This is a genomic window from Streptosporangium sp. NPDC020145, assembly GCF_040631275.1.
GTDB lineage: Bacteria > Actinomycetota > Actinomycetes > Streptosporangiales > Streptosporangiaceae > Streptosporangium.
Genome location: NZ_JBEXZT010000009.1, coordinates 103,958 through 130,717 on the forward strand (window position 1 = coordinate 103,958; position 26,760 = coordinate 130,717).

Annotated in this window: 28 protein-coding genes; 14 read left to right on the plus strand and 14 right to left on the minus strand. The window is 71.3% G+C overall.

What is annotated here, in order from left to right; all coding sequences use genetic code 11:
- Positions 1-25: 25 nt before the first annotated feature.
- Positions 26-1,528, minus strand: a complete 1,503-nt coding sequence (locus ABZ463_RS18765; RefSeq protein WP_352013141.1) for an oligopeptide:H+ symporter — start codon at positions 1,526-1,528, stop codon at positions 26-28.
- A 179-nt stretch (positions 1,529-1,707) separates the two neighbouring features.
- Here ABZ463_RS18765 and ABZ463_RS18770 point away from each other — a divergent pair, with 179 nt between their 5' ends.
- The 3 genes from ABZ463_RS18770 (at position 1,708) to ABZ463_RS18780 (ending at position 5,048) form a co-directional block, all read left to right on the plus strand.
- On the plus strand, positions 1,708-3,543 hold the full coding sequence (locus tag ABZ463_RS18770) for an AMP-dependent synthetase/ligase (protein WP_362777381.1): 1,836 nt from the start codon (positions 1,708-1,710) through the stop codon (positions 3,541-3,543).
- A gap of 77 nt (positions 3,544-3,620) precedes the next feature.
- The gene (locus tag ABZ463_RS18775) at positions 3,621-4,391 is read left to right on the plus strand and encodes a hypothetical protein (protein ID WP_362777383.1); all 771 of its coding nucleotides are present in this window, start codon (positions 3,621-3,623) and stop codon (positions 4,389-4,391) included.
- Positions 4,392-4,541: 150 nt separating this feature from the next.
- Positions 4,542-5,048 carry a hypothetical protein gene (locus ABZ463_RS18780; RefSeq protein ID WP_362777385.1) on the plus strand — a complete coding sequence of 169 codons (507 nt, stop codon included), beginning with the start codon at positions 4,542-4,544 and terminating at the stop codon, positions 5,046-5,048.
- Between the two features lie 80 nt (positions 5,049-5,128).
- On the opposite strand, the gene ABZ463_RS18785 is transcribed toward ABZ463_RS18780, so the two are convergent.
- The 3 genes from ABZ463_RS18785 to ABZ463_RS18795 are packed head-to-tail and all read right to left on the minus strand — an operon-like array spanning position 5,129 to position 7,764.
- A complete protein-coding gene (locus tag ABZ463_RS18785) occupies positions 5,129-6,142 on the minus strand; it encodes an NAD(P)/FAD-dependent oxidoreductase (protein WP_362777388.1) in 1,014 nt (337 codons plus the stop codon).
- Positions 6,139-6,684 carry an isoprenylcysteine carboxyl methyltransferase family protein gene (locus ABZ463_RS18790; RefSeq protein WP_362777390.1) on the minus strand — a complete coding sequence of 182 codons (546 nt, stop codon included), beginning with the start codon at positions 6,682-6,684 and terminating at the stop codon, positions 6,139-6,141. Before ABZ463_RS18790 ends, ABZ463_RS18785 begins: the two co-directional genes overlap by 4 nt.
- A 15-nt stretch (positions 6,685-6,699) precedes the next feature.
- Positions 6,700-7,764 (minus strand): 3-oxoacyl-[acyl-carrier-protein] synthase III C-terminal domain-containing protein, encoded by a 1,065-nt coding sequence (locus ABZ463_RS18795; RefSeq protein WP_362777392.1) that lies wholly within the window; start codon positions 7,762-7,764, stop codon positions 6,700-6,702.
- 113 nt (positions 7,765-7,877) lie between these two features.
- Here ABZ463_RS18795 and ABZ463_RS18800 point away from each other — a divergent pair, with 113 nt between their 5' ends.
- Positions 7,878-8,762, plus strand: coding sequence for a UbiA family prenyltransferase (locus tag ABZ463_RS18800; RefSeq protein ID WP_362777394.1), 885 nt, complete (start codon positions 7,878-7,880; stop codon positions 8,760-8,762).
- Positions 8,763-8,845: 83 nt separating this feature from the next.
- Here the strand turns inward: ABZ463_RS18800 and ABZ463_RS18805 are convergent, their stop codons facing one another.
- Together ABZ463_RS18805 and ABZ463_RS18810 are read right to left on the minus strand one after the other, a co-directional pair.
- Entirely contained in the window at positions 8,846-10,000 is a 1,155-nt protein-coding gene (locus ABZ463_RS18805; RefSeq protein WP_352013133.1) for an RtcB family protein, read from the minus strand.
- A 116-nt stretch (positions 10,001-10,116) separates the two neighbouring features.
- A complete protein-coding gene (locus ABZ463_RS18810) occupies positions 10,117-10,365 on the minus strand; it encodes a hypothetical protein (protein ID WP_362777397.1) in 249 nt (82 codons plus the stop codon).
- Positions 10,366-11,013: 648 nt separating this feature from the next.
- On the opposite strand from ABZ463_RS18810, the gene moaA reads away from it, so the two are divergent.
- Together moaA and ABZ463_RS18820 are read left to right on the plus strand one after the other, a co-directional pair.
- Positions 11,014-12,003 (plus strand): GTP 3',8-cyclase MoaA, encoded by a 990-nt coding sequence (gene moaA / locus ABZ463_RS18815; RefSeq protein WP_352013131.1) that lies wholly within the window; start codon positions 11,014-11,016, stop codon positions 12,001-12,003.
- A 5-nt stretch (positions 12,004-12,008) separates the two neighbouring features.
- Complete coding sequence (locus ABZ463_RS18820; protein WP_362777400.1) at positions 12,009-12,851, plus strand: NTP transferase domain-containing protein; 843 nt, start codon at positions 12,009-12,011, stop codon at positions 12,849-12,851.
- A 169-nt stretch (positions 12,852-13,020) separates the two neighbouring features.
- On the opposite strand, the gene ABZ463_RS18825 is transcribed toward ABZ463_RS18820, so the two are convergent.
- Positions 13,021-13,296 (minus strand): DUF3099 domain-containing protein, encoded by a 276-nt coding sequence (locus ABZ463_RS18825; protein ID WP_352013129.1) that lies wholly within the window; start codon positions 13,294-13,296, stop codon positions 13,021-13,023.
- Positions 13,297-13,435: 139 nt separating this feature from the next.
- On the opposite strand from ABZ463_RS18825, the gene ABZ463_RS18830 reads away from it, so the two are divergent.
- On the plus strand, positions 13,436-13,651 hold the full coding sequence (locus tag ABZ463_RS18830; protein ID WP_352013128.1) for a dodecin: 216 nt from the start codon (positions 13,436-13,438) through the stop codon (positions 13,649-13,651).
- A gap of 57 nt (positions 13,652-13,708) precedes the next feature.
- On the opposite strand, the gene ABZ463_RS18835 is transcribed toward ABZ463_RS18830, so the two are convergent.
- A complete protein-coding gene (locus ABZ463_RS18835) occupies positions 13,709-15,076 on the minus strand; it encodes a metallopeptidase TldD-related protein (protein WP_362777403.1) in 1,368 nt (455 codons plus the stop codon).
- Positions 15,077-15,197: 121 nt separating this feature from the next.
- The gene (locus ABZ463_RS18840; RefSeq protein WP_352013126.1) at positions 15,198-16,697 is read right to left on the minus strand and encodes a TldD/PmbA family protein; all 1,500 of its coding nucleotides are present in this window, start codon (positions 16,695-16,697) and stop codon (positions 15,198-15,200) included.
- 77 nt (positions 16,698-16,774) lie between these two features.
- Here ABZ463_RS18840 and ABZ463_RS18845 point away from each other — a divergent pair, with 77 nt between their 5' ends.
- Positions 16,775-17,479, plus strand: a complete 705-nt coding sequence (locus ABZ463_RS18845; protein WP_352013125.1) for a beta-ketoacyl-ACP reductase — start codon at positions 16,775-16,777, stop codon at positions 17,477-17,479.
- A 2-nt stretch (positions 17,480-17,481) separates the two neighbouring features.
- Positions 17,482-18,243, plus strand: coding sequence for an enoyl-ACP reductase FabI (gene fabI / locus ABZ463_RS18850; protein ID WP_352013124.1), 762 nt, complete (start codon positions 17,482-17,484; stop codon positions 18,241-18,243).
- A gap of 8 nt (positions 18,244-18,251) precedes the next feature.
- Here the strand turns inward: fabI and ABZ463_RS18855 are convergent, their stop codons facing one another.
- On the minus strand, positions 18,252-19,463 hold the full coding sequence (locus ABZ463_RS18855; RefSeq protein WP_362777406.1) for a hypothetical protein: 1,212 nt from the start codon (positions 19,461-19,463) through the stop codon (positions 18,252-18,254).
- 180 nt (positions 19,464-19,643) lie between these two features.
- The gene (locus tag ABZ463_RS18860; protein ID WP_352013122.1) at positions 19,644-20,588 is read right to left on the minus strand and encodes an aldo/keto reductase; all 945 of its coding nucleotides are present in this window, start codon (positions 20,586-20,588) and stop codon (positions 19,644-19,646) included.
- 65 nt (positions 20,589-20,653) lie between these two features.
- On the opposite strand from ABZ463_RS18860, the gene ABZ463_RS18865 reads away from it, so the two are divergent.
- The 5 genes from ABZ463_RS18865 (at position 20,654) to mshC (ending at position 24,813) form a co-directional block, all read left to right on the plus strand.
- Entirely contained in the window at positions 20,654-21,364 is a 711-nt protein-coding gene (locus ABZ463_RS18865) for a histidine phosphatase family protein (RefSeq protein ID WP_352013121.1), read from the plus strand.
- A 10-nt stretch (positions 21,365-21,374) separates the two neighbouring features.
- On the plus strand, positions 21,375-21,947 hold the full coding sequence (locus tag ABZ463_RS18870) for a DUF3090 domain-containing protein (protein ID WP_352013120.1): 573 nt from the start codon (positions 21,375-21,377) through the stop codon (positions 21,945-21,947).
- The gene (locus ABZ463_RS18875) at positions 21,944-22,705 is read left to right on the plus strand and encodes an SCO1664 family protein (protein WP_352013119.1); all 762 of its coding nucleotides are present in this window, start codon (positions 21,944-21,946) and stop codon (positions 22,703-22,705) included. Before ABZ463_RS18870 ends, ABZ463_RS18875 begins: the two co-directional genes overlap by 4 nt.
- 75 nt (positions 22,706-22,780) lie before the next feature.
- The gene (locus tag ABZ463_RS18880; protein WP_362777410.1) at positions 22,781-23,497 is read left to right on the plus strand and encodes an NRDE family protein; all 717 of its coding nucleotides are present in this window, start codon (positions 22,781-22,783) and stop codon (positions 23,495-23,497) included.
- Between the two features lie 92 nt (positions 23,498-23,589).
- The gene (gene mshC / locus ABZ463_RS18885) at positions 23,590-24,813 is read left to right on the plus strand and encodes a cysteine--1-D-myo-inosityl 2-amino-2-deoxy-alpha-D-glucopyranoside ligase (protein ID WP_352013117.1); all 1,224 of its coding nucleotides are present in this window, start codon (positions 23,590-23,592) and stop codon (positions 24,811-24,813) included.
- A gap of 99 nt (positions 24,814-24,912) precedes the next feature.
- Here mshC and ABZ463_RS18890 read toward each other — a convergent pair whose 3' ends face one another.
- The 3 genes from ABZ463_RS18890 to ABZ463_RS18900 all read right to left on the minus strand — a co-directional run bounded on the left by ABZ463_RS18890 (position 24,913) and on the right by ABZ463_RS18900 (position 26,581).
- Positions 24,913-25,116 (minus strand): cold-shock protein, encoded by a 204-nt coding sequence (locus ABZ463_RS18890; RefSeq protein ID WP_352013116.1) that lies wholly within the window; start codon positions 25,114-25,116, stop codon positions 24,913-24,915.
- A 210-nt stretch (positions 25,117-25,326) separates the two neighbouring features.
- Entirely contained in the window at positions 25,327-25,803 is a 477-nt protein-coding gene (gene def, locus ABZ463_RS18895) for a peptide deformylase (protein WP_352013115.1), read from the minus strand.
- A gap of 127 nt (positions 25,804-25,930) precedes the next feature.
- Positions 25,931-26,581: a hypothetical protein gene (locus ABZ463_RS18900; protein ID WP_362777413.1), complete on the minus strand. Its 651-nt coding sequence runs from the start codon at positions 26,579-26,581 to the stop codon at positions 25,931-25,933.
- Positions 26,582-26,760: the final 179 nt, after the last annotated feature.

Here is a 26,760-nt window from a genome sequence, read left to right on the forward strand (position 1 = left end):
CATGACCGGCTCTATGGGTCTTACGTCATATTTCTTGGCGTCCGGAAGGCGCGTGGTCGTGCTCCCGCATCAGGACGCGCAGCCGCGGCACGAACAGGAACAGCAGCACGCCCGCCACGACCGCGATCGCCGCCAGCGTGAGGAAGTAGGCGGGATCGGACATGTGCTCCCTGAGCCTGCCCGTCTGCCCGCCGACCGCGTCACCGACCGAGACGGCGATGAACCAGACGCCGAGCATCTGTCCCTTGAACGCCTGGGGGGCGAGCTTGGTGGTGACCGAGAGCCCGACCGGGCTCAGCGCCAGCTCCCCGAAGACCTGGACGAGGTAGACCGCCACCAGCCACCACACCGAGACCCTCCCGTTCCCGGCCAGGGCGGAGGCCGCCGCCATGATCACGAAACTCAGGCCGACCATGACCAGCGCGAAGGCGAACTTCTGCGGGGCCGTGACCCGGTTGCCCAGCTTCACCCACAACGCCGCGAAGACCGGTACGAAGATCATGATGAACAGCGGGTTGAACGACTGCGTCGCCGCGGCGGTGATGCGCACACCGGACAGCGAGAGGTCGGTGTGGTCCGCGGCGAAGAACAGCAGCACGGTCGGGGCCAGGTCGTAGATCATCCAGAAGACGGCCGCGGCGGCGAACAACCAGATGTAGGCCCGCATCCCGGCGCGCTCCTCCGGCGTCAGGTTGTGGCTGCCCAGCAGGATGTAGCCGAAGTAGACCACCGGAACGATCACGATCACCACGGTCAGCGCCAGCGCGAAGGCGTCGAGGCTGAAGGTCCCGGAGAGCGCCCAGAGCGTCAGGGCCACGACGATCACGGCCGTCGAGCCGAGCGCGACGAGGGTGAAGTGCCGGTGCTCGGCGGGGGTCAGCCGGTGCCCGGGCTCGTCGCCGGCGCCCCGGAGGCGGGAGCGGCCCGCCACGTACTGGACCAGGCCGAGGGCCATCCCGACGGCCGCCGCCCCGAAGCCCAGGTGCCAGCGGTCGCCGTCGGCGAGCCAGCCGACCACGATGGGGGCGACGAAGGCCCCCAGGTTGATGCCGAGGTAGAACAGGGAGAAGCCCGCGTCCCTGCGCGCGTCGGCGTCCTCCGGATAGAGCTTGCCGACCATCGCGGAGATGTTCGGCTTCAGCAGCCCGGTCCCGGCGATGATGAGCAGCAGGCCGAGGGCCACGAAGAGGCCCGTCCTGGCCGGTATCGCCATGCTGATGTGCCCGAACATGATGATCAGACCGCCCCACAGCACCGCCCTGCGGGCGCCGAGGACGCGGTCGGCGACCCAGCCGCCGGGCAGGGCCACCAGATAGATCAGGGCGCCGTAGACGCCGACGAGCGCCTGCGCGGTCCCCTTGCCCATGCCCAGCCCGCCGACGGCGGGGGAGGCGGCCATGAAGGTGGCCAGGATCGCGCGCAGGCCGTACCAGCTGAAGCGCTCCCACATCTCGGTGCCGAACAGCGTGGCGAGGCCGCGTGGATGCCCGAAGAAGGATTTCTCCTCCGCCTTTGTCGCCGATGTCATAGCGCCCCCCGACCTCAGTGTGTGATCGAACTGTAACTCTGCGTGTTCGTTCCGGCGAGGGCGGACCGAAAGGTCGTGCGTCGTCGGTCCCTTAACGCCGAAGGTCTTGTCCCCCCGTATCCCGTGTGATGCGATGCATGCCTCACGAAGGCAAGTGAGCACTTCCAGGAGGCGCTTCGATGGCCGGTGTCCTTGAGGAACGGGCCGCGATCGAGCGGGAGATCGCGGGCCGTACCGTCTGCGCCCAGTTGAGGGAGGCGGCCGAACGGGACGCGGGAGCCCCCGCCTACTCCGACCCCTCGGGGCAGGGCTGGACGACCATGACCTACGGCGAGGCCAGGCGGAGGGTGCTGGAGATCGCCGCGGGCTTCGCCGCCCTCGGCCTGCGCACAGGCGAGGCCGTCGCCCTGATGATGGTCAACCGTAGCGAGCACGTCCTGGCCGACCTGGGCGCGGTGCACGCGGGCGGCGTCTCGTGCTCGGTCTACCCCACCTTCGCCCCCGAGCAGGTCGCCTTCGTCGCGGCCGACGTGGGCGCGCGGATCGCGGTGCTCGGCGGCCCGGCCGACCTGGCCAGATGGGAGCCGATCCTCGGGGACCTGCCCGCGCTGCGCAGGATCGTCATGCTGGAGGGCGCGCCCCGGGACGACCGTTTCGTCTCCTGGGAGGACCTGCTGTCCATGGGCCGCGAACGGCTGGCCGCCGAACCCGGCGAGGTCGAGGCCCGCTGGCGCGCGGTGACCTCCGACGACATCCTGACGGTGCTCTACACCTCCGGCACGACCGGCGACCCCAAGGGCGTGCCGCTCACCCACGCCAACGTGTTCTACGAGGTCGTGGCCACCGACCGGCTGGCGCGGGTGCCCGAACGCGGCACCCAGATCTCCTATCTGACCTACGCGCACATCGCCGAGCGGGTGCTCAGCCTCTACCTGCCGCTCTTCAAGCTCTCCCACACCTACTTCTGCACCGAAATGTCCCAGCTCGGCGCGATCCTCGGCCAGGTCAGGCCGGTGCTCTTCTTCGGCGTGCCGCGCGTGTGGGAGAAGATGATGGCCAGGCTCCAGGCCCTGCTGTCCATGCAGCCGCAGGATCGGCGCGAGCAGGCGCGTCTGGCGATGGCCGCCGGTCTCGCCCACGTCGAGGCCTGCCAGTACGGCCGCACGCCCTCACCCGGGGTTCGCGAGGCCTACGAGCGGGCCGACGCCGCGCTGCTGTCCGGCGTGCGCTCGCTGATCGGCCTGGACAACGCGGGCTGGCTCGCCACCGCCGCGGCGCCGATGCCGCGCGAGGTCCAGCGCTTCTTCGCCGGTCTCGGCCTGCGCGTCCTGGACGTGTACGGCATGACGGAGACGACGGGCGCGTTCACCGCCAACGCCCAGGACCGCTTCAAACTCGGCACGGTCGGGCAGGCCGGGCCCGGGGTGGAGATCCGCGTCGCCGAGGACGGGGAGATCCTCACCCGCAGCCCGGCCAACGCCGTCGGCTACCTCAACCGGCCGGGGGAGACCGCGGAACTGCTGGACGAGGACGGCTGGCTGCACACCGGCGATGTCGGCGTGGTCGACGAGGACGGCTTCGTCAGCATCCTCGACCGCAAGAAGGAGCTCATCATCACCTCGGGGGGCGAGAACATCTCCCCGGCCAACATCGAGGGCCTCCTCAGGGAACACCCCATCGTCGGCCAGGCCCTGGCCTACGGCGACGGCAGGCCGTACCCGGTGGCGATCCTCACCCTCGACGGTGAGACGGCTCCCGGCTGGGCGAAGGAGCGGGGCATCGGGTTCACCTGCCTGGCCGACCTCGCCGAGCACCCCGAGGTCCTGCGCGAGGTCGCCGGGGCGGTCGCCGCGGCCAACGGGCGGCTCGCCCGGGTACAGCAGGTCAAGCGCTGGCGGCTGCTGCCGGTCGAGTGGACGCCGGAGAGCCAGGAGCTCACGCCGAGCCTGAAACTCAGACGCCGGATCATCCACACCAGGTACGCGGAGGTGATCGACGGCCTGTACGCGTCCTGACCCGTGCCTGTCCCTTTGCCCAACGGGCGCGTGTCCGTCCCCCGGCCATTACCGCGCCGTTCCTAGCGTCCTGGGTCATGAGATTCCTTTTCGCGTTGCTGGCGGCGGCGACCGTCGTCCCGCCCGTCCCGGCCGGGGCGGGCGTGGCCGGGGAACCGGTGATCCGCTCGGTGACCGTGACCCCGGGCGCGCCCGTCGTCGGGCCGTCCGGATCGGTGCGGGTGGTGATCGAGGTGGTCGCGGGCGGGGTCGCGGGGCCGGACGGGGTGACGATCGAGGTCGAGCCGGGCGCCCCGGACGCGGCCGACGAGCCGGCCTCCCCGCCGATCCAGGAGGACGCCGAGGACACCGGGGTCACCGGGACCGCAGACGGTCAGGGGGCGCAGGCGCCTGCCCCGGCGCCGGAGTGGGAGATCTGGAGGTTCGTGCCCGACAAGGGTCTGACCCGCTGGTACCCGACGGGGCGCTGGACCGTCACGGTGACCGCCAGGGGCGCCGGCGGTGAGGTCGTCACCGGGCACACCGTCTTCAGGCTGCGCAGGGAGACCAGGTTCGGCGCGGTGCGGGTGGCCGCGGGGGAGACGGGCGCGCGGGTTCGCGGTGTCCTGAACCGGGTCGACCCGCAGGGCTACCTGGACTACGCCCCCTTCCCCGGCCAGCCGGTGGGCATCCTGCACCGGAGCGAGCCCGGGGAGCCCTGGCAGAGCGTGGCCTCGGCGACCACCGACGCGCAGGGCCGCTTCGCCAGGGACGTTCCGGGGATCAGGGACGGCCAGTGGCGCATCCTGTTCGCCGGGACGGGACACTACGCGGGCAGACGCAGCATCATCCACCCGACCACCGCATAAGTGCATTTAATAGGACAAATCACCATATCGTTATTCCATTTGGAGTGGCTAATTTCCTATTTACTGTGACTTTTCCTTATGTTGAAGCGTCTTTGACGGTAGGCGCGCCCCACCGCGGGGCGCGTCCTTCAACGGGGAAGGAAGTTCCAGATGCTGCGACGCATCGCGACCGTCCTGGCCACGGCGGCGCTGAGCGCCTCCGCGCTCGCGGTCACCGCACCGGCGCAGGCCGCGACCGCCCAGGCCGTGTCCGCGCAGGCCGGGAGCCGGGCCTACACCGAGACCAGGATCGCCGGCTTCAACGCCGACCCCAACCCGGCCCGCAGGTTCCAGCGCATCACGCTGAGCGGCCAGCTCCAGGTCGGCGAGGACTGCAACCCGCACGAGCGCGGTCCCGGCCTGGCCACCCGCCACAACCCCTGCGACAACGGCAGGACCCAGTGGGCGGGCTCCGCCGGCTGGCAGAAGATCGTGGTGCTCTTCCGCGCGAGCGGCAGGAGCAAGTGGGAGTTCGTCGACGCGATCGAGACCGGCCGTGACGGGCGTTTCGCCACGGACGTCCGCGTCTACACCTCCGGCACCTGGCGCGTCGTCTTCGAGGGCGCCAGGGGCCTGGCGCCGTCCGAGGACAGCGACTGGGTCAGGGTCTTCCGCTGACCGACCGGTGAGCGAGCCCAGGACCGCCCCGCCCGCGTGGGGCGGTCCGCCGCCCGCCGTAGGCGCGACCGCCGGGACCCTCACGAGAGCGCGTGCACCGCGGCCCCGAACAGGACGGGCAGCCGCCGGGCGGCCGGGACGATCAGCCGCGCGGCCCCGCGGTACCGCCGGGTCCCCAGCAGCGCTCCGGTGAGCAGCCTGTGCCTGCGCGACAGGCGCAGCCAGGCCTCCTCGTAGGAGTCGGGGTCCCCCGCCCGCAGGCAGCCGACGAGCGCCCGCGCGGACAACAGCGCCAGGGAGAGCCCCTCACCGGTGAGGGCGTCGATGTAACCCGCGGCGTCGCCGACCAGCAGCACCCGCCCCGAGACCCGGCGGCGCACCCGCTGGCGCAACGGCCCCGCCCCCCGCACACTGGTCGCCGCCGGTCCGGTGAGCCTGGCCGCGAGCTCGGGGAAGTCCGCCAGATGTTCCTGGTAGCCCCGCCGCCGTGAGCTGAGCACGGCCACCCCGACCAGGTCGTCGCCGACCGGCGTCACGTAGGCCTCGGACTCGTCGGCCCAGTGCACCTCGACGAAGTCCGTCCAGGGGGCGACGAGATAGTGCCGCCGCAGGCCGTACCTGCGGGGGCGGGTGTCGGGAAGCCGGAGCCCGAGCATGGCGCGCAGCGGGGAGTGCAGACCGTCGGCGGCCACCAGCCACCTGGCCCGCAGCCCCGCGGCCTCGACGCGGTCGTGGTGCTGCCGTACCTCCTCGACCCTGCCGCGTACGACCCGCACGCCCACCTCGGCGGCACGTCGCGACAGCGCGTCGTGCAGGGCGGTGCGGCGCACCCCGAGCCCGCTTCCCCTCCTGAACTCGGCCTGGACCCGGTCGCCGCCGTCCACGTAGCGGATTCCCGCCAGAGGCCTGCCCTTGGGCCGCACGCCCAGCCCCAGCAGCGCCGCCGCGCCGCTGGGCATCAACCCCTCGCCGCACGCCTTGTCGACCGGGCCCGGCCGGGGCTCGACCACGACGGCCTCCATCCCGGCCAGCGCCGCGTGGATGGCGGTGGCGAGACCGGCGGGCCCCCCGCCGGCGACCAGGACGTCGATCACGCGGGGGCCCGCCCGGCGGACGGCGCGGGGGAGAGCGTGGCCAGGGCGGCCTCCTCACAGCGGATCCGCACCACCATGAGCGCGGCGTTCAGCACCGTGAACGTCACCGCGGTGACCCAGGCGCCGTGCACCAGAGGAAGGGCCACCCCCTCGGCGGCGACCGCCACGTAGTTGGGGTGGCGCAGCCACCGCAGCCGGTACGGCCCGCCCGTCACCGGGGACAGGCCGGGGACCACGATCACCTCGGTGTTCCACTGCCTGCCCAGCGTGGTGACGCACCACCAGCGCAGCCCCTGCGCCGCGACGACCAGGGCGAGCATGGGCCAGCCGAGCGCGGGGACGAAGGGCCGTCCCGCCAGACCGGCCTCCAGCGCGCACCCGGCCAGCAACCCGGTGTGCAGGGCGACCATCCACGGATAGTGGCCGCGCCCGTGGACGATCCCCCCGCGGGCCAGGCTCCAGCGCGCGTTGCGCCGGGCGACCACCAGCTCCGCCAGCCGCTCCACGCCGACGAGCAGGACGAGCGACAGATACCAGGACACCGTTCCCCCCACGGGTCACCAGCGCAACAGGACGAGTTCGGAGCAGAAACCGGGGCCCATCGCGATGAGCAGCCCCGGAGTCCCCGCGGGAGGCGGGCGAAGCGCGAGGGTGTCCCGCAGCACGTGCAGCACCGACGAGGAGGACAGGTTGCCGACCGAGGCCAGTGAGCGCCAGGTGAGTTCGAGCGTGTCCTGCGGCAGCCCGAGCGTCTCGGCGACGGCGTCGAGCACCTTCGGGCCGCCCGGGTGGCACACCCAGGCCGTGATGTCGTCCCTGGTCAGCCCATGGTCGGCGAGGAAGCCGTCCACGTCGTCGGCCAGGTAGGTCCGCACCACGTCGGGGACGCCGGCGTCGAGGACCACCTGGAACCCGGTGTCGCCGACGTCCCAGCCCATGACGTGTTCCGAGTCGGGATACAGGTGGCCACGGGTCGCCACGACCGTGGGCCCCCCTCCTGGCAGGGCGGCGGCCCGTTCGGCGCCGCAGGCGACCACGGCCGCCGCGCCGTCGCCGAACAGCGCGCCCGCGACCAGGTTGGCGACCGAGGAGTCGCCGCGCTGCAGGGTCAGCGAGCACAGCTCGACCGAGAGCAGCACCGCCACGTGCCCGGGCCAGCCGCGCAGGTAGTCGTGCAGCCGGGCGATCCCCGCCGCCCCCGCCACACAGCCGAGCCCGAAGATCGGCACCCGTTTGACGTCGGGACGTAACCCCAACCGGCCCGCCAGCCTGGCGTCGACCGAGGGCGCGGCCAGGCCGGTCACCGAGGTGAACATGATCATGTCCACGTCCCCCGGGGTGAGCCCCGCGGCGTCGAGCGCGGCGCCGACCGCCTCCGTGCCCAGTTCCACGGCGCACTCGACGAAGACGTCGTTGGCCGCCCCGAACCCGTCGAGCTTGGCGTAGCGGTGCAGGGGCAGCGCCAGGTGGCGGAAGCCGACCCTGGCACTCGCGTGCAGCCGGTCGAGCACCCGCCGGTCGGCGCCCTCGGGCAGGCACAGCCGCGCGATGGCGTCGGTGATCTCGGCCTGGGGGTGGCGGTTCGGCGGAAGCGCGCCGCGGACGGCGGCGATTCGCGTCATGAAAGGGTCACTCCCGGGCCTCGTGGGAAAGGGGGGTGCGGACATCTGGCTTCTGCCCGTCCGTGTCCGTGGCAAGCCTTCTTCCCGCCGCGGGTGTGCCTAACATCGACTCTGTGACGAGCCGGTGGGCGGGGCGGGTGCGGACGGCGGGCAGGCCGGGGACCGGGTTCACGACGGTCGTCGCGCTGGCGCGCGCCTGCCATCCCGGGCCGACCGCGGCCGTCACCGTCCTGGTGGGCGCGCTGGCCCTGGTCTGCGGGCACGACGCGGCCGGATGCGCCCTGGTGGCCGCCGCCGTGCTGACCGGCCAGCTGTCGATCGGCTGGTGCAACGACGCGGCCGACGCGGCCAGGGACACCGCCGCGGGCCGTACGGGAAAGCCGGTCGCGGAGGGCCTGCTCTCCGCGCGCACGGTGTGGGCCGCGGCGTGGACGGCCCTGGCGCTCTGCGTGCCGCTCTCCCTGGCCTTCGGTCCCGTCGCGGGGGGCGTCCACCTCACGGGCGTCGCCGCGGCCTGGGCGTACGACCTGGGGCTCAAGGCGACGGTGTTCTCGTGGCTGCCGTACGCGGTCGGGTTCGGCTCCCTGCCGCCGTTCGTGACGCTGGGGCTGCCCGGCGCGCCGTGGCCCGCGTGGTGGGCGGTCCTCGCCGCGGCCCTGCTGGGCTGCGGCGCGCACCTGGCGAACGTGCTGCCCGACATCCAGGACGACCTGGCGGCCGGGGTCAGGGGCTGGCCGCAGCGGCTCGGCGCCGCGCGGGTGCGCGCGCTTGTCCCCGTCCCCCTGCTGCTGGCGACCGTGACGCTGGTCCTGGGACCGCCGGGGGCGCCCGGGCCCGGGGAGTGGGCCGCGCTCGCCGTCGCCGTGGCGCTCGCCTGCGCCGGGCCGCTGGCGGCGAACCGGTCGCCGAAGGCCCCCTTCGCGGCAGCCGTGGCCGTCGCGGCGCTCGACGTCCTGCTCCTGCTCGCCACGACCACCACGATCACCGTCGTGCCCTGAACCGCGTCCCGCCGGAGGCAACCGCGCATACTGCGATCTTGCAGAAGAACGGCGGGCGGGGCAAGATCCCGCCCGCCGTACGATCAGCCCTTGTAGTTGAAGATCTGGCGCAGGGTGTGCCGGACCTCGACGAGGTCCTTCTGGTCGGCCATGACCTGGTCGATGGGCTTGTACGCCTCCGGGTGCTCGTCGACCAGCGAGGCGGCCCTGTCGGAGTTCCACGTACGGCCCCGCATCGCCTGGGCGAGCGAGTCGGCCGAGAGCTCCCGCTTGGCCTTCGTCCGTGACATCCGGCGTCCCGCCCCGTGCGAGCAGGAGGTGTAGGACTCCGGGTTCCCCAGGCCGCGGACGATGTACGAACGGGTGCCCATCGAACCCGGGATCACGCCCTCGTCGCCGGTGTCGGCCTTGATGGCGCCCTTACGGGTGATCCACAGGGACTTCCCGTAGTGGGTCTCCCGCTGGGTGAAGTTGTGGTGGCAGTTGATCGTGCGGACCCGCTGCCCGCCGCCGACGACCCGGAACAGGGCGTTGACCAGCACCCGGTCCATCCGGGCCCGCGAGGCCATCGCGTAGCGCTGGGACCACAGCATGTCCTCGATGTAGGCGGTGAACTCCGGGGTGTCCTGGACGAGGTAGGCCAGGTCCGGGTCCTCAAGACCGACGGCCTGCTTCCTCATCATCCGCTTGGCGCCCGTGATGTGCATCGTGGCCAGCTGGTTGCCGATGCCGCGTGACCCCGAGTGGAGCACCGTCCAGACCCGGTCACGCTCGTCGAGGCAGACCTCGACGAAGTGGTTGCCCGAGCCGAGGGTGCCGAACTGCTCGGCGACCTTCTTCTCCTGCCTGGGGTTCAGGTCCGTGTACGGCAGGCCGAGGTCGTCGAGCGCCCGGTCGATGGACGGGTCGCTGTGCCCCTTGCCGACCCCGGCCGGGATGCGGTGCTCGACCATCGGCATCAGCGCGGCGAGGGTGTCCGGCAGGTCGGCGGCGGTGAGCGTCGTCTCGGTCGCCACCATGCCGCAGCCGATGTCCACTCCGACGGCGGCGGGAATGATGGCGTTCTCGGTGGGGATGACCGAGCCGACCGTCGCCCCGATGCCGACGTGCGCGTCTGGCATGAGAGCGACGTGGCCGGAGACGAACGGCAGACGGGCGGTGCGTGCGGCCTGCATGATCGCGCCTTCGTCGATCTCGCTGGCCCACGACAGCAGGTTCGGTGCGGGCTGGTTCGGCATCGTGTGAATCTCCTTGGACCGGCTGTCGATCAGTGTGGCGAGCCCAGAAAGGAAATCCCACTTATTTTACCGTTCGCCGGATTCACCCGCCGGGCCACGGAGCCGGGACCGGCGGCTCAGGCGGGGGAGCCGGGCTCGGGTTCCGGGCCGTGCTCCTCCTGGGGGACGGCCCGGCGCCTCGAACGTTCCAGACGGGATCTCCGGTCCCGTTCCGCGCGCAGGTCGGCCCGCAACGTCCCCCGGAAGAGCAGGGCGACGGCCAGCAGGATCACTCCGGAGCCGACGAGGAAGGGGGCGGCGGGGATCGCGTCCTCCCCGGACTCCTGCGGCTTCTCGGACGGCTTTCGCGGCCCGGCCGCGTCCACGCCGGCCGCCCGGAACGCGGCATGTGGAAACGGGTGAAGAACTCTCTCCGGAATCGGCCCGGTCGAAAACCCGGAAGGCGGATCCGGGATTTTCTCCATAAATCCGCTTCCGTTACCTTCCGGTGGTGTTCGGCGGTCGGGGAATATGGCGTTCCCGGCAGTTCTCGCGGGGATGACGGCCGGGCCTGACGCGAGGCCGGCCACGCCCTGGGGCAGGCAGGGGGCGGTCATGAGCAGGGGCGCCGCGAGGATCAGCGCGCTCAGGCGGTTGTCCGCTACCGGTCTCACGTGGGTCCGGCTCCTTTCGTGATCCCGGGGTCGTCGCTACGGATTATCGGCGCGGTTCCCAGGGTCTCCCCGGCGCGCAGGGGCCTTGGCATCAAAGCGTTATGTGCTAATTAGGCATATATCCATGAATCGCCTGAATTTTTCTGTGATTTATGGAGGTGTTTGTGACCTGCATGACGCCTCGGAAGTCTGATCGCGCAGATGAGAGCGCTCCCAGAAGCCGGACATGTCCTCCTATGGAGGAATCAACCCTTCGATGGTGATGTTGTCGCCAGGAGGAGACCCGTGGGAGGTCCCGGTGGGTACCGGCCGTAGGCTGGGCCCCTGCCGGAGCAGACGGATGTGAGGAGGTGGCGCCCCGTGCTGCGGGACTCGTTCGGCCGGGTGGCGACTGATCTGCGGGTGTCCCTCACGGACCGCTGCAACCTGCGCTGCTCCTACTGCATGCCCCCCGAAGGGCTGGAGTGGCTGCCCAAACCCGAGCTGCTGACCGCCGACGAGATCGTCAGGCTGGTGACCGTCGCCGTGGAGCGGCTGGGCGTCACCGAGGTCCGCTACACCGGCGGTGAGCCGCTGCTGCGCCGCGAACTGGTCGACATCGTGGCCCGTACCTCTGCCCTGCGCCCCGCGCCCCAGGTCTCCCTGACCACGAACGGCATCGGCCTGGCCAGACTGGCCGCCCCCCTGGCCGAGGCGGGCCTGAGCCGGGTCAACGTCTCCCTCGACACCCTCGACCGGGAGACGTTCAGGAGACTCGCCCACCGCGACCGGTTGCCCGACGTGCTCGACGGCCTGGCCGCCGCCGACGCCGCGGGCCTGCGCCCGGTGAAGATCAACTCCGTGCTGATGCGCGGCGTCAACGACCACGAGGCCGCCTCGCTGCTGCGCCACTGCCTGGAACGGGGCTACGAGCTGCGCTTCATCGAGCAGATGCCGCTGGACGCCCAGCACGGCTGGCGCAGGCAGGACATGATCACGGCCGAGGAGATCCTCGCGGGACTGCGGGAGAGCTTCGACCTGACAGAGGCCGACCCGGGAGAGCGCGGCAGCGCCCCGGCCGAGCTCTTCCTGGTCGGCGGCGGGCCGGCCAGGGTCGGTGTGATCGGTTCGGTCACCCGCCCGTTCTGCGGCTCCTGCGACCGGGTACGGCTCACCGCCGACGGCCAGGTCCGCAACTGCCTGTTCGCCACGGACGAGTCCGACCTGCGTGCGGCGATGCGCGCGGGCGCGGGCGACGAGGAACTGGCCGAGCGCTGGCTGGCCGCGGTGCGCGTCAAGAAGGCCGGGCACGGCATCGACGACCCGTCCTTCCTGCAACCGTCCCGCCCGATGTCCGCCATCGGCGGATGAGCGGGATGAGCGTCCGTCACGACGCCTGCATCCTGGCGGGCGGCATGGCGAGAAGGCTCGGCGGACAGGACAAACCAGGCCTCCACGTCGGCGGACGCCCACTGGTCGAGCGGGTCGCGGCGGCCGTACCGGACGCGCGGCGGCTGATCGTCGTCGGCTCCCCCCGTCCCGGCCTGCCCGGGGCCGTCTTCCTGCGCGAGCGCCCGCCGGGCGCGGGGCCCGTCCCCGCGCTGCGGGCGGGGATGACCGCCGTGACCGCCCCCTGGGTCGCCCTGCTCGCCGCCGACCTGCCGTTCCTGACGGCCGGGCACGTCTCGGCGCTGTTCGCCGCCGCCAAGGGGGCCGCAGGGGCGGTGCTCCTCGACGAGGAGGACAGACAGCAGTGGCTCGCCGGAGTCTGGCGTACGGCGGAGCTCACCCGGGCACTGGACGGCTACGAGGGACGGTCGCTGCACGGACTGCTCGGCCCGCTCGGGCCCGTCGGGCTCCGCCTTCCCGGGAAACCGTGGTTCGATTGCGACACACCGGATGATCTGCTGCGTGCCGGAGACGGTGAGCCGGACGCGGCGGAGAACGCCGACAAGGCCGTCGACGAGGAGCGAGCGATGAACGTGCTGGAGGAGTGGACCGAGCTGGTCTGCCGGGAACTGGGCGTCGATCCGGCGCGGGTCGACAGGGACGCGGTGCTCGACCTGACGAAGGAGGTCGCCCACGGGGTGGCACGCCCGGCCGCCCCGCTGACGGCCTACCTGCTGGGCCTGGCCCAGGGAGCGGGAACCGCGGGCGACGACACGCTCAAGCGGCTGATCGAACTCGCTCAGGAATGGGAGAGAAAGACCGGAGACTGAGATTCCGGAGAAAAGGGCGACGCCGGGTGGTTACGGGGGCAAACCACCCGGCGTCGCTTCATCGGCGTTCCGACGGGGGCCCGGAACGCCGGCACCAGTGCCCCGACGGGGGACCAGGGCACTTGCTTAAAGCGTACACCTCCAACCCCTGAGATGCGTCAAGAGTTAGTCACGACCCGATCTCGCGTCGGTGGCGTGGGATCTCGTTCTGGCTGTCATCCGTAATGCCGAAGCCACTTTCCGCCTCGCGACGTGGTGCGTTGGCCCCGATCACGGCAACATACGGTAAAAAGATCGCGCCGGCGAAGAGCAGCAGCCTCACGGGCAGCGGGGCGGGCACGGTGAAGGCGAGGATGAGGCAGAGCAGCCGGATCCCCATCTTGATGAGGTAGTTCCTCTCGCGCCTGCCGATGTCCTCGCTCAGGGAGGGCTGCGCGTCGGTCACCTGGTGGACCTGTCGGCGCCTGTGCCATTTCCTCACATCTCCAACCTAGACCTCGCCTCCGGCGGGCGGGAAAGCGCGTGCGACCCTGGCCTCCAGGGGCCTACGGGGGTCTCCGGGGCCTTCGGGCAAGGAGGACACGATGACGGATCGTACGTACCGGGTGACCGAGATCGTGGGCACGTCGGGGGAGAGCATCGAGGCGGCCGTGCGCAACGGCGTCCGGAGGGCCGCGCAGACCCTGCGTCACCTCGACTGGTTCGAGGTGACCGAGGTCAGGGGGCACATCGTGGACGGCGAGATCGGGCACTTCCAGGTCGGCCTGAAGGTGGGCTTCCGCCTGGAGGACGACGCCTGAGGCCGCGCGGCGCCCGGGGACGTCCGTGAGGGACGGTCCGCGGGCGCCGCGGAGGGCTCAGCTGGCCTGGCTGACCGTCGACATGTTGAAGTCGGGGACCCGCACCGCGGGCATGACGGCGCGGGTGAAGTAGTCGCTCCACTCACGGGGCAGCGTCCGCTCGGCGGCACCGACCTCGGTGAGGCGGCCGAGCAGGCCGACCGGGCTCTCGTTGAAGCGGAAGTTGTTCACCTCACCCACGACCTCACCGTTCTCGACCAGGTAGACGCCGTCGCGGGTCAGGCCGGTCAGCAACAGGCTCTGCGGGTCGACCTCGCGGATGTACCACAGGCACGTCAGCAGCAGGCCCCGGCCGGTCGAGGCCACCATCTCGTCGAGTGAACGGCCGTCCCCGGGACCCGTCATGATCAGGTTGTCCGTCGCCGGGGTCACGGGCAGGCCGGTCAGCTCCGCCGAGTGCCTGGTCTGCAGCAGGTTCGCCAGCCTGCCGTCCGAGATCCAGTCGGTGGGCGCCAGCGGCAGCCCGTTGTCGAAGACCGAACTCTGCCTGTTCGAGGAGTGCGCCACCACGAAGGGGGCGGACTCGACGCCGGGCGCCGCGGGGTCGCTGCCCAGGCGGACGGGCAGCGGGCAGAGCGTGTCCCCGACACGGGTGCCGCCACCGGGCCTGGAGAAGACCGTGCGGCCCTCCATCGCGTCCCTGGCCCCGGCCGTCCAGTACAGGTAGATCATCAGATCGGCGACGGCCGAGGGCGGAAGCAGTGTCTCGTAGCGGCCCGCGGGCAGGTCGATCCGCCTCCTGGCCCATTCGAGGCGGGTGGCCAGCGAGGCGTCGAGCGCCGCCACGTCGACGTCGGAGAAGTCCGGGGTCGCCACCCCCGCCCAGGCCGAGCGCCGCATGTCCGGCGACTTGGCGTTCAGCTCCAGGCGCCCCGTCGGCTGCGTGTGGCGGAGCCTGGTGCCCGCCGAGGTGCCGACGAAGGTGGTGGTGACGAGGTGCTCGGCGAAGCCGTACAGCCTGCGCCCGCCCGACTCGGCGGCGGCGAACGTCTCGCCGAGCGCCGGGGCGAACGCGCCGAAGACCCCGATGGAGGTCGGCTCGGCCGCCTCCTGCCAGTCGGCCGACTGGGCGCCCTCGGCCAGCGGCCTGGCGTCCTCGGACGGCCTGGCGTCCTCGGCCGCGTGGTCGGCCGCCGCGACGATGTCGGCGAGCTGCTCGGGGCGGGCCGCCGCCCGCGAGACCACGCCGACCCCCCGTCCCGCGACCGAGATCACGGTGAGCTGCGACGAGCGGGTCACGCCGTTGGTCGTGAGCGTGTTGCCCGCGAACCGCAGGTTGGCGCTTGAGGTCTCGTCCACGATCACGACGGTCTCGTCGGCCGTGGACAACTCCAGTGCCCTCTCGATGATTTCCTGGGGACTCATCCCACTCCTTGCCCGGTGGTCCGCAGGGGCGTCCCCCGGCGTGCGGTGTTCGTCGGTTGCCCGCTCGTGGGCGTGCTCTCCAGGCCCGGGCCAGAGAGGGCGTACCCGTCTGCCCACCGGCTCACGTGCCACTCTCCCGCAGGGTATTCAGGACGCGCACATCCCGGAAGAGCGCCGTGGGGCAGCCGTGGCTGACCGGGGCCACCTGGCCGGGCTGGCCCTTGCCACAGTTGAACGCGCCGCCCAGCACGTAGGTCTGCGGTCCGCCGACGGCCGCCATCGACCGCCAGAAGTCGGTGGTCGTCGCCTGGTAGGCGACGTCGCGAACCTGGCCGGCGAGCCTGCCGTTCTCGATCCGGTAGAACCGTTGCGCGGTGAACTGAAAGTTATATCGTTGCATGTCGATCGACCAGCTTTTGTCACCGACCACGTAGATGCCGCGTTCGACCCCGGAGATGAGCTCCTCGGTCGAGGGGCCCTCGGGGGCGGGCAGCAGCGAGACGTTGGCCATGCGCTGGATCGGGGGATGGCCGGGGGAGTCGGCGAACGCGCAGCCGTTGGAGGAGCCGAGCCCCTTCAGCAGCGCCATCCTGCGGTCGAGCTGGAAACCGGTCAGGACGCCGTCCGAGACGATGTCGAACCGCCTGGCCGCCACACCCTCGTCGTCGTACCCGATCGTGGCCAGGCCGTGCTCGGCGGTGCGGTCACCGACGACGTTCATCGCCCGCGAGCCGTACACCAGGGTGCCGAGCTGGTCGAAGGTGGCGAAGCTGGTCCCGGCGTAGGCCGCCTCGTAGCCCAGGGCCCGGTCGAGCTCGGTGGCGTGCCCGACCGACTCGTGGATCGTCAGCCACAGGTTCGACGGGTCGATCACCAGGTCGTAGCGCCCGGCCTCGACGGAGGGGGCGGCGAGTTTCTCCGCGAGGTGCTCGGGGATGCGGGCCAGCTCGCCGGGGAAGTCCCAGCCGGTGCCGGTGAGGTACTCGTAGCCGCGACCGACCGGAGGGGCGAGCGTGCGCATCGACTCGAACCTGCCGTCCTGGGTCCGTGTCGCCTCAAGCTGGGGGTGCACGCGCACCCGCTGCTGCGTGATCGAGGCGCCCGCCGTGTCGGCGTAGAACTTCTGCTCCTTGACCTGCATCAGCGAGGCCTGTACGTGATCGACCCGCGGGTCTCGCAGCAGCCCCTCCGACCAGGCCGCCAGCAGGGCGACCTTGTCGCGCATCGGCACCTCGAACGGGTCGACGTCGTAGGAGGAGACCCAGGTGACCTCCGAGTGGACCGGCTCGGGGGCCAGTTCGACCGGCTCGCGGTTGACCGGCGCGCAGACCACGGCCACCTCGACCGCCTGCTCCGCGACCCGCGCGGCCGCCTCCGCGGTGAGCTCGACACCGGCCGCGAACCCCCAGGTGCCGTCCTTGACGACCCGTACGGCGTAGCCGAGGTCGTCGGCGTCGGAGGACCCCTCGGGCAGCGCGTCGGACAGGTTGAGTGTCTCCGCGCGGACGCGCTCGAACCGGAAGTCGGCATGCTCGGCGCCGAGGTCGCGGGCGCGCTGCAGAGCCGCGTCCGCCAGTCGCCTCATCGGCAGGGCGAGGAAATCGGGATCGATCTGGCGCATGTCAACGATCCTAACCCTGTGATCTTGTCCCTCACGGACAAGAGGTTTACCGCCGGGTAGCCGCTAGCGTCGGGTGCATGGCTCGATCTGTTCTCGTAACCGGCGGCAATCGCGGCATAGGCCTCGCGATCGCCCGCGAATTCGCCAGGGCCGGTGACTCCGTCGCCGTGACCTACCGCTCAGGGCAGCCCCCGGAGGGTCTGTTCGGCGTGCGCTGCGATGTGACCAGCATGGCCGACGTCGACGCGGCGTTCGGGAAGATCGAGGCCGAGCACGGCCCGGTCGAGGTGCTCGTCGCGAACGCGGGCATCACCAAGGACACGTTGCTGCCGACGATGAAGGAGGAGACCTTCACCGACGTCATCGACGCCAACCTGACCGGCGCCTACCGGGTCGCCAAGCGAGCCACGCGCGGCATGCTCAGGCTCAAGCGCGGCAGGATCGTGCTCATCTCCTCGGTGGTCGCCATGCTCGGCTCGGCCGGCCAGAGCAACTACGCCGCCTCGAAGGCCGGGCTGATCGGCTTCGCCAGGTCGGTGGCCAGAGAGCTGGGCTCGCGCGGCATCACGGTCAACGTGGTCTCGCCCGGGTTCGTCGAGACCGACATGACGGCCGAGCTCGAAGAGGCCTACCAGGAGCAGATCCGTAAGAACATCCCGCTGGGACGCTACGCGAGCACCGAGGAGATCGCGCGCGTGGTCGGGTTCCTGGCGAGCGAGGACGCCGCCTACATCACCGGGGCCGTGATCCCCGTGGACGGCGGCCTGGGAATGGGGCACTGACAATGGGAATTCTCGAAGGCAAGCGCATTCTGGTCACCGGTGTCCTGACCGAGGCCTCCATCGCGTTCTCCGTCGCCAAGCTGGCCCAGCTGGAGGGCGCGCAGGTCGTGCTGACCGGCTTCGGCAGGCTCAGCCTGGTCGAGCGCATCGCCAAGCGGCTGCCCGAGACGCCGCCGGTGATCGAGCTGGACGTGCAGAACACCGAGCACCTCGACTCGCTGGCCGACCGGGTCGGCGAGCACCTCGACGGCCTCGACGGCGTGGTGCACTCCATCGGCTTCGCCCCGCAGAGCTGCCTCGGCGGAAACTTCCTGAACACCTCGTGGGAGGACGTGGCCACCGCGGTGCACGTCTCGACCTACTCGTTCAAGTCCCTCGCCGTGGCCTGCCTGCCGCTGATGAAGGAGGGGGGCGCGGTCGTCGGGCTCGACTTCGACGCCAGCAAGGCCTGGCCGGTCTACGACTGGATGGGCGTGGCCAAGGCCGGGCTTGAGTCCTGCTCCCGCTATCTGGCCCGTGACCTGGGCAAGCACAACATCCGGGTCAACCTGGTGGCCGCGGGGCCGCTGCGCACGATGGCCGCCAAGAGCATCCCGGGCTTCGCCGAGTTCGAGGACAGCTGGCCGGAGAAGGCACCGCTCGGCTGGGACCTGCGCGACACCGTGCCCGCGGCCAAGGCCTGCCTGGCACTGATCTCCGACTGGTTCCCCGCGACGACCGGGGAGATCGTCCACGTCGACGGCGGCGTGCACGCGATCGGCTGACCGGCGGCTCAGGCCGTCCTGTGCCGCTTCATCCGCAGCGGCTCAAGCGGGATGGACTTCTCGCCGATCCGCCTGACATACAGCAGGCGGACGGCGAGGATCGCCGCGAGCAGCAGCACGGCGGTGAACGCCGTGCCCAGCGGGTCCGGTGTCTTGGTCGGTGTGACGGCCCGCTGGAACCTGCGCATGACCGGGCCCGCGGGCCACAGCAGTTCGAGCCGGGGCGCCTCGGCGTCGACCGTGGGCGGCGGGGTCTCGGAGCCGGTGGCCTCCCCACGCCTGCCGCCGCGTTCGCCGCCCCCGTCGGTCTCCGCCACGCGCCTGCGGGTCTGCGGAGGACGCGCCTGCTCGCCCGCCGGCCGCCGCGTGGCCTCCTCCGCGGGCACGGTGCCGCCGGAGTGGGAGGGCCGGGGGCTCGGGGAGGCGTGCGGGGACGGTGTCGTCTTGTGGGCCGGGTTCGCCGAGGTGCCCGCACATCCGGGGGAGTCGGACAGCGGGGAACAGGCGCCGCCCGGGTTCTGGGACGGCAGGACGTCGTTGTCCGCCGGATCCTGGATGTCGGGGACGTCCTGGACGTCCGCGGTGTCCTCACCCCAGGGGGTCACGAGGATCTCGGGGACGGTCTCGGGAAGGACGGACGGCTGGGGCTGGTCCAGAACGCTCTCCGCGTCCAGCACGTCGGCCCCGCTCTGCGCCTTTCCGATTTTATCGCTTTTTTTGGCGTTATCGTCTTTCTTGCTTTTTCCGGCTTTTTCGGTATGCGGTGGGGTTTCCGCGTTCTGTCCGTAGCCGTAGCCCTCCCCGCCGGGGGAGGGGCCGCCGGCCGGTCCGTTCGCGGGGCCGCTCGTGGCACTGCTCATGGCGCCGCCCGGAGTGGCGCTCACGGTGTCGTCCGGCGGGCCCCCCGCCGTGTCGCTCACAGTGGTGCCCGCGGTGGTGCTCATGGTGACGTTCACGGTGTCGTCCACGACGACGCCGCCGAGCAGGGCGCCGCCCACAGCGTCACTCACAGTGTCGCTAACGGTGTCGTTCGCGGTGGCACTCACGGTGTTGCCCAGAACGCCGACCGCCTCGCACAGACCGCCGGTCACCCCGCCGAGAAGCCCGCCGCCCTCACAGTCACCCGCCTGGGTGACGGCGCTCACGGGGGCGGGTGCGACGGCGAGCAGTACGCCGCCGAGTGTCAGCGCCAGGGCGCCGACGGAGATCGCGGTTCGCAATTGTCCCCCTTGTGCATCGGTGACGGAACGTCGCTGACACCTGAGTGCCCCTCCTGTCACCATTGACAGTTTTGTGGGGAGGCCAGGGTTTTCCACGTAAAGTTGCCATTCGGTATCGAGTAGTGATACGCGAGATGGATTCTCGTTCTGTTCGGGCTCGCTTTCCTCGTTCCGAGTTCCTCAGTCCGCCGAGACGTCGTCAAGAGCCTCTCTGATCTCCACCGGCAGGACGAGGTCCTCCGACTGGAGCACCCCGGTCAGCTGGGCACAGGTCCTGGCGCCGACGATCGCCGCCGCGACCCCCGGCTGGTCCCGCACCCAGGACAGGGCGACCGACAGTGGCGAGACCCCCAGCCCCTCGGCCGCGGTCGTCACCGACTCCACGACCCGCCGGCACCTCTCGTCCAGGTACGGCGTGACGAAGTCGGCGAAGTGCGGGGTCGCGGCCCGGGAGTCGGCGGGGATGCCGGTGCGGTACTTGCCGGTGAGGACCCCCCTGCCCAGGGGCGACCAGGCCAGCACCCCCGCGCCGACGTGCTCGGCCGCCGGGACCAGCTCACGCTCGGCCTCCCGCGCCAGCAGCGAGTACTCGACCTGGGCCGCGACGATCGGCGTCCGCCCGGGGACCGCCCGCTGGCTGACGGCCGCCGCCGCGAGCTGCCAGCCCGTGTAGTCGCAGACACCCGCGTAGGCCGCCCTGCCCGAGGACACGATGGCGTCCACCGCGGCCAGGGTCTCCTCAAGCGGCACCTCCTGGTCGAAGGCGTGCAGCTGCCACAGATCGACCTCGTTGATCCCGAGGCGACCGAGGGAGGCGTCGATGGCCGCGATCAGGTGCCTTCTTGAGGCGTCGCGCGGCCTGTGCCCGGCCGGGGTGAGCACGGCCTTGGTCGAGATCACCAGCTCGGAACGGGGCACCGAGTCCCGCATCATCCGTCCGAGCAGCCGCTCCGCCTCGCCGCCCGAGTAGACGTCCGCGGTGTCGATGAGGGTGCCCCCGGCATCGGCGAACGTCCGGAGCTGCGCCGTGGCCTCCTCCGCGCCGGTGTCGCGTCCCCATGTCATCGTCCCGAGTCCGAGGCGGGACACCGACAGGCCGCTCCGGCCCACATAGCGCTGCTCCATGATCCGGCCAGGGTACCGCCCGGCCGGTTAAAAGTAGTGGAGCGAGGCCTGCAAGACTTGCCCGCGTGACGACCCTGTTGCTGGCCAGACACGGCCTGACCCCTCTCACCGGTCCCGTGCTGGCGGGCTGGACACCAGGACTCCACCTCAGTGACGCGGGCCGGGCCCAGGCCGAGGCTCTGGCCGTACGGCTGGGCCCGCTGGAGCTGGACGCGATCGTCTCCAGCCCGCTGGAACGCTGCCAGGAGACGGCCGGAGCCGTGGCGGCCGGGCGGGAGACCGAGGTGGTGACCGACGAGCGGTTCGGGGAGTGCCGCTACGGAGACTGGACCGGCCGCCCGATCGCCGAGCTGGCCAAGGAGCCCCTGTGGCGGGTCGTGCAGACCCATCCGAGCGCCGTGACCTTCCCCGGCGGGGAGTCGCTGGCCGCCGTACAGCACCGGGCGGTGAGCGCCGTCAGGGAGTGGAACGAGCGGCTCGGCCCGAAGGGGGTCTATCTCGTCTGCAGCCACGGAGACGTGATCAAGGCCATCGTGGCGGACGCGATGGGCCTGCACCTTGACCAGTTCCAGCGGATAACCGCCGACCCCGCCTCACTCACCGCGATCCGCTACACCCCCCTGCGCCCCTTCGTGCTCAGGCTCAACGACCTGGGCGGAGAGGTCGCCGGGCTGCGCCCGCCAGAGGAAACCCAGGACGGAGCGGGGGAGAAGGACGGGGGACAAAACCTCACCGAGAGCGACGCCGCGGTCGGCGGCGGTGCCGGGACCACGTAAGGTCAGGGCTATGCCGGTCTTCGACTACGACCCACCTGAGAGATTCGTGGCCGGTGCCGTGGGGCAACCGGGATCGCGAGCGTTCTTCCTGCAGGCCCGCGGGCAGGGCCGGCTGACCACGGTCGGGCTGGAGAAGTTCCAGGTCGCCGCGCTGGCCGACCGGCTGGACGAGCTGCTCGACGAGGTGCTGCGGCGCGGAGGGGCCCAGGTGCCCGCCGCCGCCCCCGCCGCGCTGACGGACAACGACCCGCTCGACGTGCCCATCAGCGAGGACTTCAGGGTGGGCGCCATGGCCCTGGCCTGGGACGCGGAGACCGCCCAGGTGGTCATCGAGGCGCAGGAGGCCGTCGCGGAGGACGAGGAGGACTTCGAGCCCTCCCCGCTGTCGGAGCCCGCGGTGCTGCGCGTGCACATCAGTCCCGCCGCCGCCAGGGCCTTCACCAGGCGCGCCATGGCCCTGGTCGCCGCAGGACGCCCACCGTGTCCGTTGTGCGGCCAGCCTCTCGACGCGGATGGGCATATTTGCGTGCGTCTCAACGGTTACCGGGGTAGGAGCGCTTCACAGGCAGAAGGAGGCGAATGAGTGCCGAGGGCGAGTTCACGCTGAGCGCGGCTCCCATGGCGGGACTGGACGACGAGACCGCTCTGCGTCTGCTCCGCGACGGGCACCTGGAGGTCGAGGGCCGTCTGGTCGAGGCGAGCAACATGACGCTCTACTGTTCGGTCCGGCTCGGCGGCCTGTCCGCCGCCTGCGTGTACAAGCCGGTGCGTGGAGAACGCCCGCTGTGGGACTTTCCCGACGGCACTCTCGCCGCCCGCGAGGTGGCCGCCTTCGAGGTCTCCGCGGCCACCGGCTGGCGGATCGTCCCGCCGACGGTCTACCGTGACGGCCCGTTCGGCCCGGGAATGTGCCAGATGTGGATCGACGCCGACCCCGACGCCGACCTGATGGTCCTCATCCGCAGCCGCCAGCCCTCCCTGCGGCGGATGGCGGTCTTCGACGCCGTCGTCAACAACGCCGACCGCAAGGGCGGCCACCTGCTGCCGCTGCCCGGGGGGCACGTCCACGGCGTCGACCACGGGGTCTGCTTCGCCACGGAGAACAAGCTGCGCACCGTGCTGTGGCAGTGGCGTGGCAAGCCGCTGTCGCGCGAGGCCGTGAACGTCCTGGCCCGTCTCGAACGTGACCTGGAACAGGGAGGTCTCGGCCGCCGGCTGCGCGAGCTGCTGACCCCCGCCGAGGTCCAGGCGACGGGCGAACGGGTTCGCAGGCTCCTCGACACCGGCCTGCACCCCCTGCCCTCCCAGGACTGGCCCGCCATTCCCTGGCCCCCGATCTGAGGTTCTTGATCCGAGGCCCTGATCCGAGGGACCCCGGTCCGGCCCGTCCGGCGGCGGGGGCGTAGCCTGCCGGGCATGTGCACGGTTGTGGTCAGCGTCGATCCCGGCGCCGACGTTCCCCTGATCATGGTCGGAGTGCGAGACGAGTTCGTCGACCGGCCGTGGTCGCCCCCGGGGCCGCACTGGCCGGGCCTGTTCGGCGGACGCGACCTGCTCGCGGGCGGGACCTGGCTCGCCGTGCATCCGGCGGAGGGCAGGATCGCCGCGCTGGTCAACGGGCAGGGCGTGCCCGCCCCGCAGGAGGGCAGGATCTCGCGTGGGGGGCTGCCGCTGACGGCCGCGGCCGAGGGCGGTCTCACGGGCCTCGACCCCGCGGGCTACGACCCCTTCCACCTGGTCCTGGCCGACCGGAGCGGAGTCCGGCTGTGGCACTGGGACGGGACCGGGCTGTGGGACGAGGAGCTCCCCGGAGGAACGCACATGATCGTCAACAGCGGCTGGGAGCGCGGTGAGGAGAACGAGCGGGTCGCCTTCTTCCGCCCGCTGTTCGCCAAGGCCACCAGGCCGGACACCCTCGGCGGCCCCTGGCGGGAGTGGCGGGAGGCCGCCACCGGTGCGGGCCTGGCCAGGGACGATCCCCGGGCCATGATCGTCCGGCATGAGCTGCCCGACGGACGCGTCTTCGGCTCGCTGTCGGTCTCCCTGCTCGGGCTGTCCGCCGAGGGCGTCCGCTACGACTTCACCGGCGATCCGCGGGACCCGGCGGCCTTCCGCCGCGTCCTGCCGGAATGATCCACGGGGTCGCCGAGGTTGAGAAAGTGCCCCTGTACCACCCACCGTCCCTGCCTGACCGGGACGGTCTGTCTGCTGGATAGGCTCATCACATGAGATCGTGGTCTGCGCCGAAGGTCCCTCGGCTTCCCGGTGCCGGTGTCCCGTTGCGGTTGTTCGACACCGCCTCCGGGGAGACCGGCCCCACCAGGCCGGGCCCGACGGCGCGGATGTACGTCTGCGGCATCACGCCGTACGACGCGACCCACCTCGGGCACGCCAACACCTACCTCGCCTTCGACCTGGTCAACCGCGCCTGGCGGGACGCCGGTCACGAGGTCCACTACACCCAGAACGCCACCGACGTCGACGACCCGCTGCTTGAGCGGGCGGAGCTGACCGGCGTCGACTGGCGTGAGCTGGCCGAGCGTGAGATCGAGCTCTTCAGGACCGACATGGAGGCGCTGCGGATCCTCCCGCCGCGCGAGTACGTCGGGGTGACCGAGGTCGTCGACCAGGTCGCCGAGCTGATCGAGCGCCTGCGCGACAAGGGCGCGACCTACGAGCTCGACGGTGACGTCTACTTCGACGTCGCGGCGGCGCCCAAGTTCGGCGCCGTCTCCGGATATCCGGAGGAGCTGATGCTCACCCTGTCCCGCGAGCGCGGCGGCGACCCGGACAGGGCGGGCAAGAAGCACCCGCTCGACTGGCTGCTGTGGCGCGCCGAGCGTCCCGGTGAGCCGTCCTGGTCCTCACGCCTCGGCAGGGGCAGGCCGGGCTGGCACATCGAGTGCACCGCCATCGCGCTGGCCAACCTGGGCAGCGGGTTCGACGTCGCGGGCGGCGGCTCCGACCTGATCTTCCCGCACCACGAGTGCGGCGCCCACGAAGGCCATGTGGCCTGCGGGGAGTGGCCCTTCGCCAAGGCGTACGTCCACGCGGGAATGGTCGCCCTCGACGGCGAGAAGATGTCGAAGTCCAAGGGCAACCTGGTCTTCGTCTCCAAGCTCCGCAGGCAGGCCGACCCGATGGCCATCCGGCTGGCGCTGCTGGCCCACCACTACCGCGCCGACTGGGAGTGGACCCCCGACCAGCTGGCCTCCGCGGAGGTACGGCTGGCCCGCTGGCGCTCGGCGACCGGGCTGCAGACCGGTCCCCAGGCGCGTGACCTGCTTGAGGAGGTCAGGGCCAGGGTCGCCGACGACCTGGACGCCCCGGGGGCGCTGGCGCTGATCGACGGCTGGGCGGAGCGGGCGCTGGCGGACGGCGGCACCGACCCGCAGGCGCCCGGGCTCGTCAAGGACATCACCGACGCGTTGCTCGGCGTCGAACTCTGAGAACGCGCAGGCCCGTGCCGCGGAGAGCGGCACGGGCCCGAGGCCGGGACGTGCGACCGGAAGGCATCCGGTGCTCCGGCGGGAGACCTGAGGTCAGGGTCAGACGATCCGGACCTGCTCGGCCTGCAGACCCTTCTGGCCCTGCGTGATGACGAAGCTGACCCGCTGGTTCTCCTCCAGGGAGCGGTAGCCCCTGGAGTCGATGGCCGAGTAGTGCACGAAAACGTCGGCGCTGCCGTCATCCGGCGCGATGAATCCGAAACCCTTTTCGGCGTTGAACCACTTGACGGTACCTTCGGACAAAACCCACTTCTCCTCGTCGGGAGCCTCACCGGACCGCCAAGCCGGCGGTTCGGGGCTGCGTTGCGGGCCTCGCCTGCACCCACGAAACCATCGGGAGAAACCGGAAAGCCCGCCGTCGGCGGACCTCATTGAGCACTTGAGATGATAAGGCTTGCTGAGAACTACGACTGCAACCGGGCGACCTTATCAGAAGGGTTACCGTCTGACAAGTCACGAGTTGGCGGCGAAGAACCGTTCCTGCTCCTCCTCGGGGAGCCGGTCGACGAACAGGACGCCGTCGAGGTGGTCGGCCTCGTGCTGCAGGACCCGGGCGAGGGTCCCCAGGGCGCGGACGGTCACAGGCTTGCCGAACATGTCGCGGCCACGGGCCGTGACCATGTAGGAGCGTTCCAGCGGCCACCAGAGGCCGGGCGCCGACAGGCACGCCTCATCGGCCACGATTCTGCGCTCTGACGCCTCGATGCGCGGATTGACCAGATGCCCGGACCTGCCGTCGAGCTCGTAGACGAGGACCCGCAGCGAGACGCCGATCTGCGGGGCGGCCAGACCGGCTCGGCCCGAGCCCGCGCGCAACGTCGCCTGGAGCGACTTGACCAGGCCGCGCAGCTCGCGGTCGAAGTCGGTCACCGGCTCGGACGCGGTCCTGAGCACCGGGTCTGCGAACAGTCGGATCGGCTGGACGGTCACGCGCACTCCCCGGGTCGGCGGGCGGACAGGCACACGATTCCCATTGTCGCCTCCGGCCAACCCCCGTGGGGGCCGCTTGGCCGTATGGGCGAAGGGGGAGCACCGGCCCTCCGGCCGGTGCGCGGGCTCACTCCGGCGGGGTGCCGCCGGCGGGGTCATCACCGGGGGCGCGCTCCAGGCGCAGCTCGCGGATGATCTCCTCGGCGCTGTCGTCCCGCGACGGCAGGAAACCGGTGCCGACGAACATCTCGTAGTAGGCGTGGCGGAAACACCCGGCCAGCAGCAGCCGGGCGCTGGCCAGCGGGTCCGCGTCCGCCGAGATCCGGCCTATCCGCTGCTCGGCCGCGAGGTACTCGGCCAGGGGGACGACCTCGGACATGGGGCCCATCTCGCTGTCACGCATCGCCTCACGGAAGCGGACGGTGACCGAGGGGGAGGTGAAGGCGGGCAGCGCCGCGGCCTGGACCTCCAGGTAGTAGTCGATGCCCGCCCGCGCGATGGGCAGCAGGTTGTCGTTCACCCGCCCTTTTCCGACGAGATACATGAGGTCGTCGAGAATGCGCACCCAGACCGGAAGCCGGTCCTGCAACAGGGCGAGGAACATGTCGACCGCCTGCCCGGGGGTCGTGCCCCGCACCTGAGGGTAGGAGGGGACGTTCTCACCGTCCTCGCGTTTCATGATCACGGCCATCTCGAGGACACGGCGTCGCGCCTCCTGTGCCTTCTGGTGCGGATCGAGCTGTGGAGTGGCCATGATCGCCCTAACGTGCGCTGTCACGTGGACAATGTTCGGCGCGGTGACGGGCCCGTTCACCGGTGTTTACAGAACGGTGTTTCTCCTGGTCGTCCAAACGTCGTGAACCGGTTTCCCAACCCGGTGCGACCCGAAGGAAGACCCGGATGGTCACCGATTATCACTCTAAATCAGTGGAGAAAGGAGTAAACGATTATAACTAT

Bases quoted from the DNA above. Each gene is read 5' to 3' on its own strand.
- ABZ463_RS18795 (WP_362777392.1), bottom strand. From the start codon at position 7,764: ATGACGCGAATCGCCGCCGTCCGCGGCGCGCTTCCGCCGAACCGCCAC.
- ABZ463_RS18805 (WP_352013133.1), bottom strand. From the start codon at position 10,000: ATGCCGAACCAGCCCGCACCGAACCTGCTGTCGTGGGCCAGCGAGATC.
- ABZ463_RS18765 (WP_352013141.1), bottom strand. From the start codon at position 1,528: ATGACATCGGCGACAAAGGCGGAGGAGAAATCCTTCTTCGGGCATCCA.
- ABZ463_RS18840 (WP_352013126.1), bottom strand. From the start codon at position 16,697: ATGCGCCAGATCGATCCCGATTTCCTCGCCCTGCCGATGAGGCGACTG.
- ABZ463_RS18870 (WP_352013120.1), top strand. From the start codon at position 21,375: ATGCCGGTCTTCGACTACGACCCACCTGAGAGATTCGTGGCCGGTGCC.
- mshC (WP_352013117.1), top strand. From the start codon at position 23,590: ATGAGATCGTGGTCTGCGCCGAAGGTCCCTCGGCTTCCCGGTGCCGGT.
- ABZ463_RS18820 (WP_362777400.1), top strand. From the start codon at position 12,009: ATGAGCGTCCGTCACGACGCCTGCATCCTGGCGGGCGGCATGGCGAGA.
- ABZ463_RS18875 (WP_352013119.1), top strand. From the start codon at position 21,944: ATGAGTGCCGAGGGCGAGTTCACGCTGAGCGCGGCTCCCATGGCGGGA.
- ABZ463_RS18835 (WP_362777403.1), bottom strand. From the start codon at position 15,076: ATGAGTCCCCAGGAAATCATCGAGAGGGCACTGGAGTTGTCCACGGCC.
- ABZ463_RS18780 (WP_362777385.1), top strand. From the start codon at position 4,542: ATGCTGCGACGCATCGCGACCGTCCTGGCCACGGCGGCGCTGAGCGCC.
- ABZ463_RS18860 (WP_352013122.1), bottom strand. From the start codon at position 20,588: ATGGAGCAGCGCTATGTGGGCCGGAGCGGCCTGTCGGTGTCCCGCCTC.
- fabI (WP_352013124.1), top strand. From the start codon at position 17,482: ATGGGAATTCTCGAAGGCAAGCGCATTCTGGTCACCGGTGTCCTGACC.
- ABZ463_RS18880 (WP_362777410.1), top strand. From the start codon at position 22,781: ATGTGCACGGTTGTGGTCAGCGTCGATCCCGGCGCCGACGTTCCCCTG.
- ABZ463_RS18775 (WP_362777383.1), top strand. From the start codon at position 3,621: ATGAGATTCCTTTTCGCGTTGCTGGCGGCGGCGACCGTCGTCCCGCCC.
- ABZ463_RS18845 (WP_352013125.1), top strand. From the start codon at position 16,775: ATGGCTCGATCTGTTCTCGTAACCGGCGGCAATCGCGGCATAGGCCTC.
- ABZ463_RS18770 (WP_362777381.1), top strand. From the start codon at position 1,708: ATGGCCGGTGTCCTTGAGGAACGGGCCGCGATCGAGCGGGAGATCGCG.
- ABZ463_RS18830 (WP_352013128.1), top strand. From the start codon at position 13,436: ATGACGGATCGTACGTACCGGGTGACCGAGATCGTGGGCACGTCGGGG.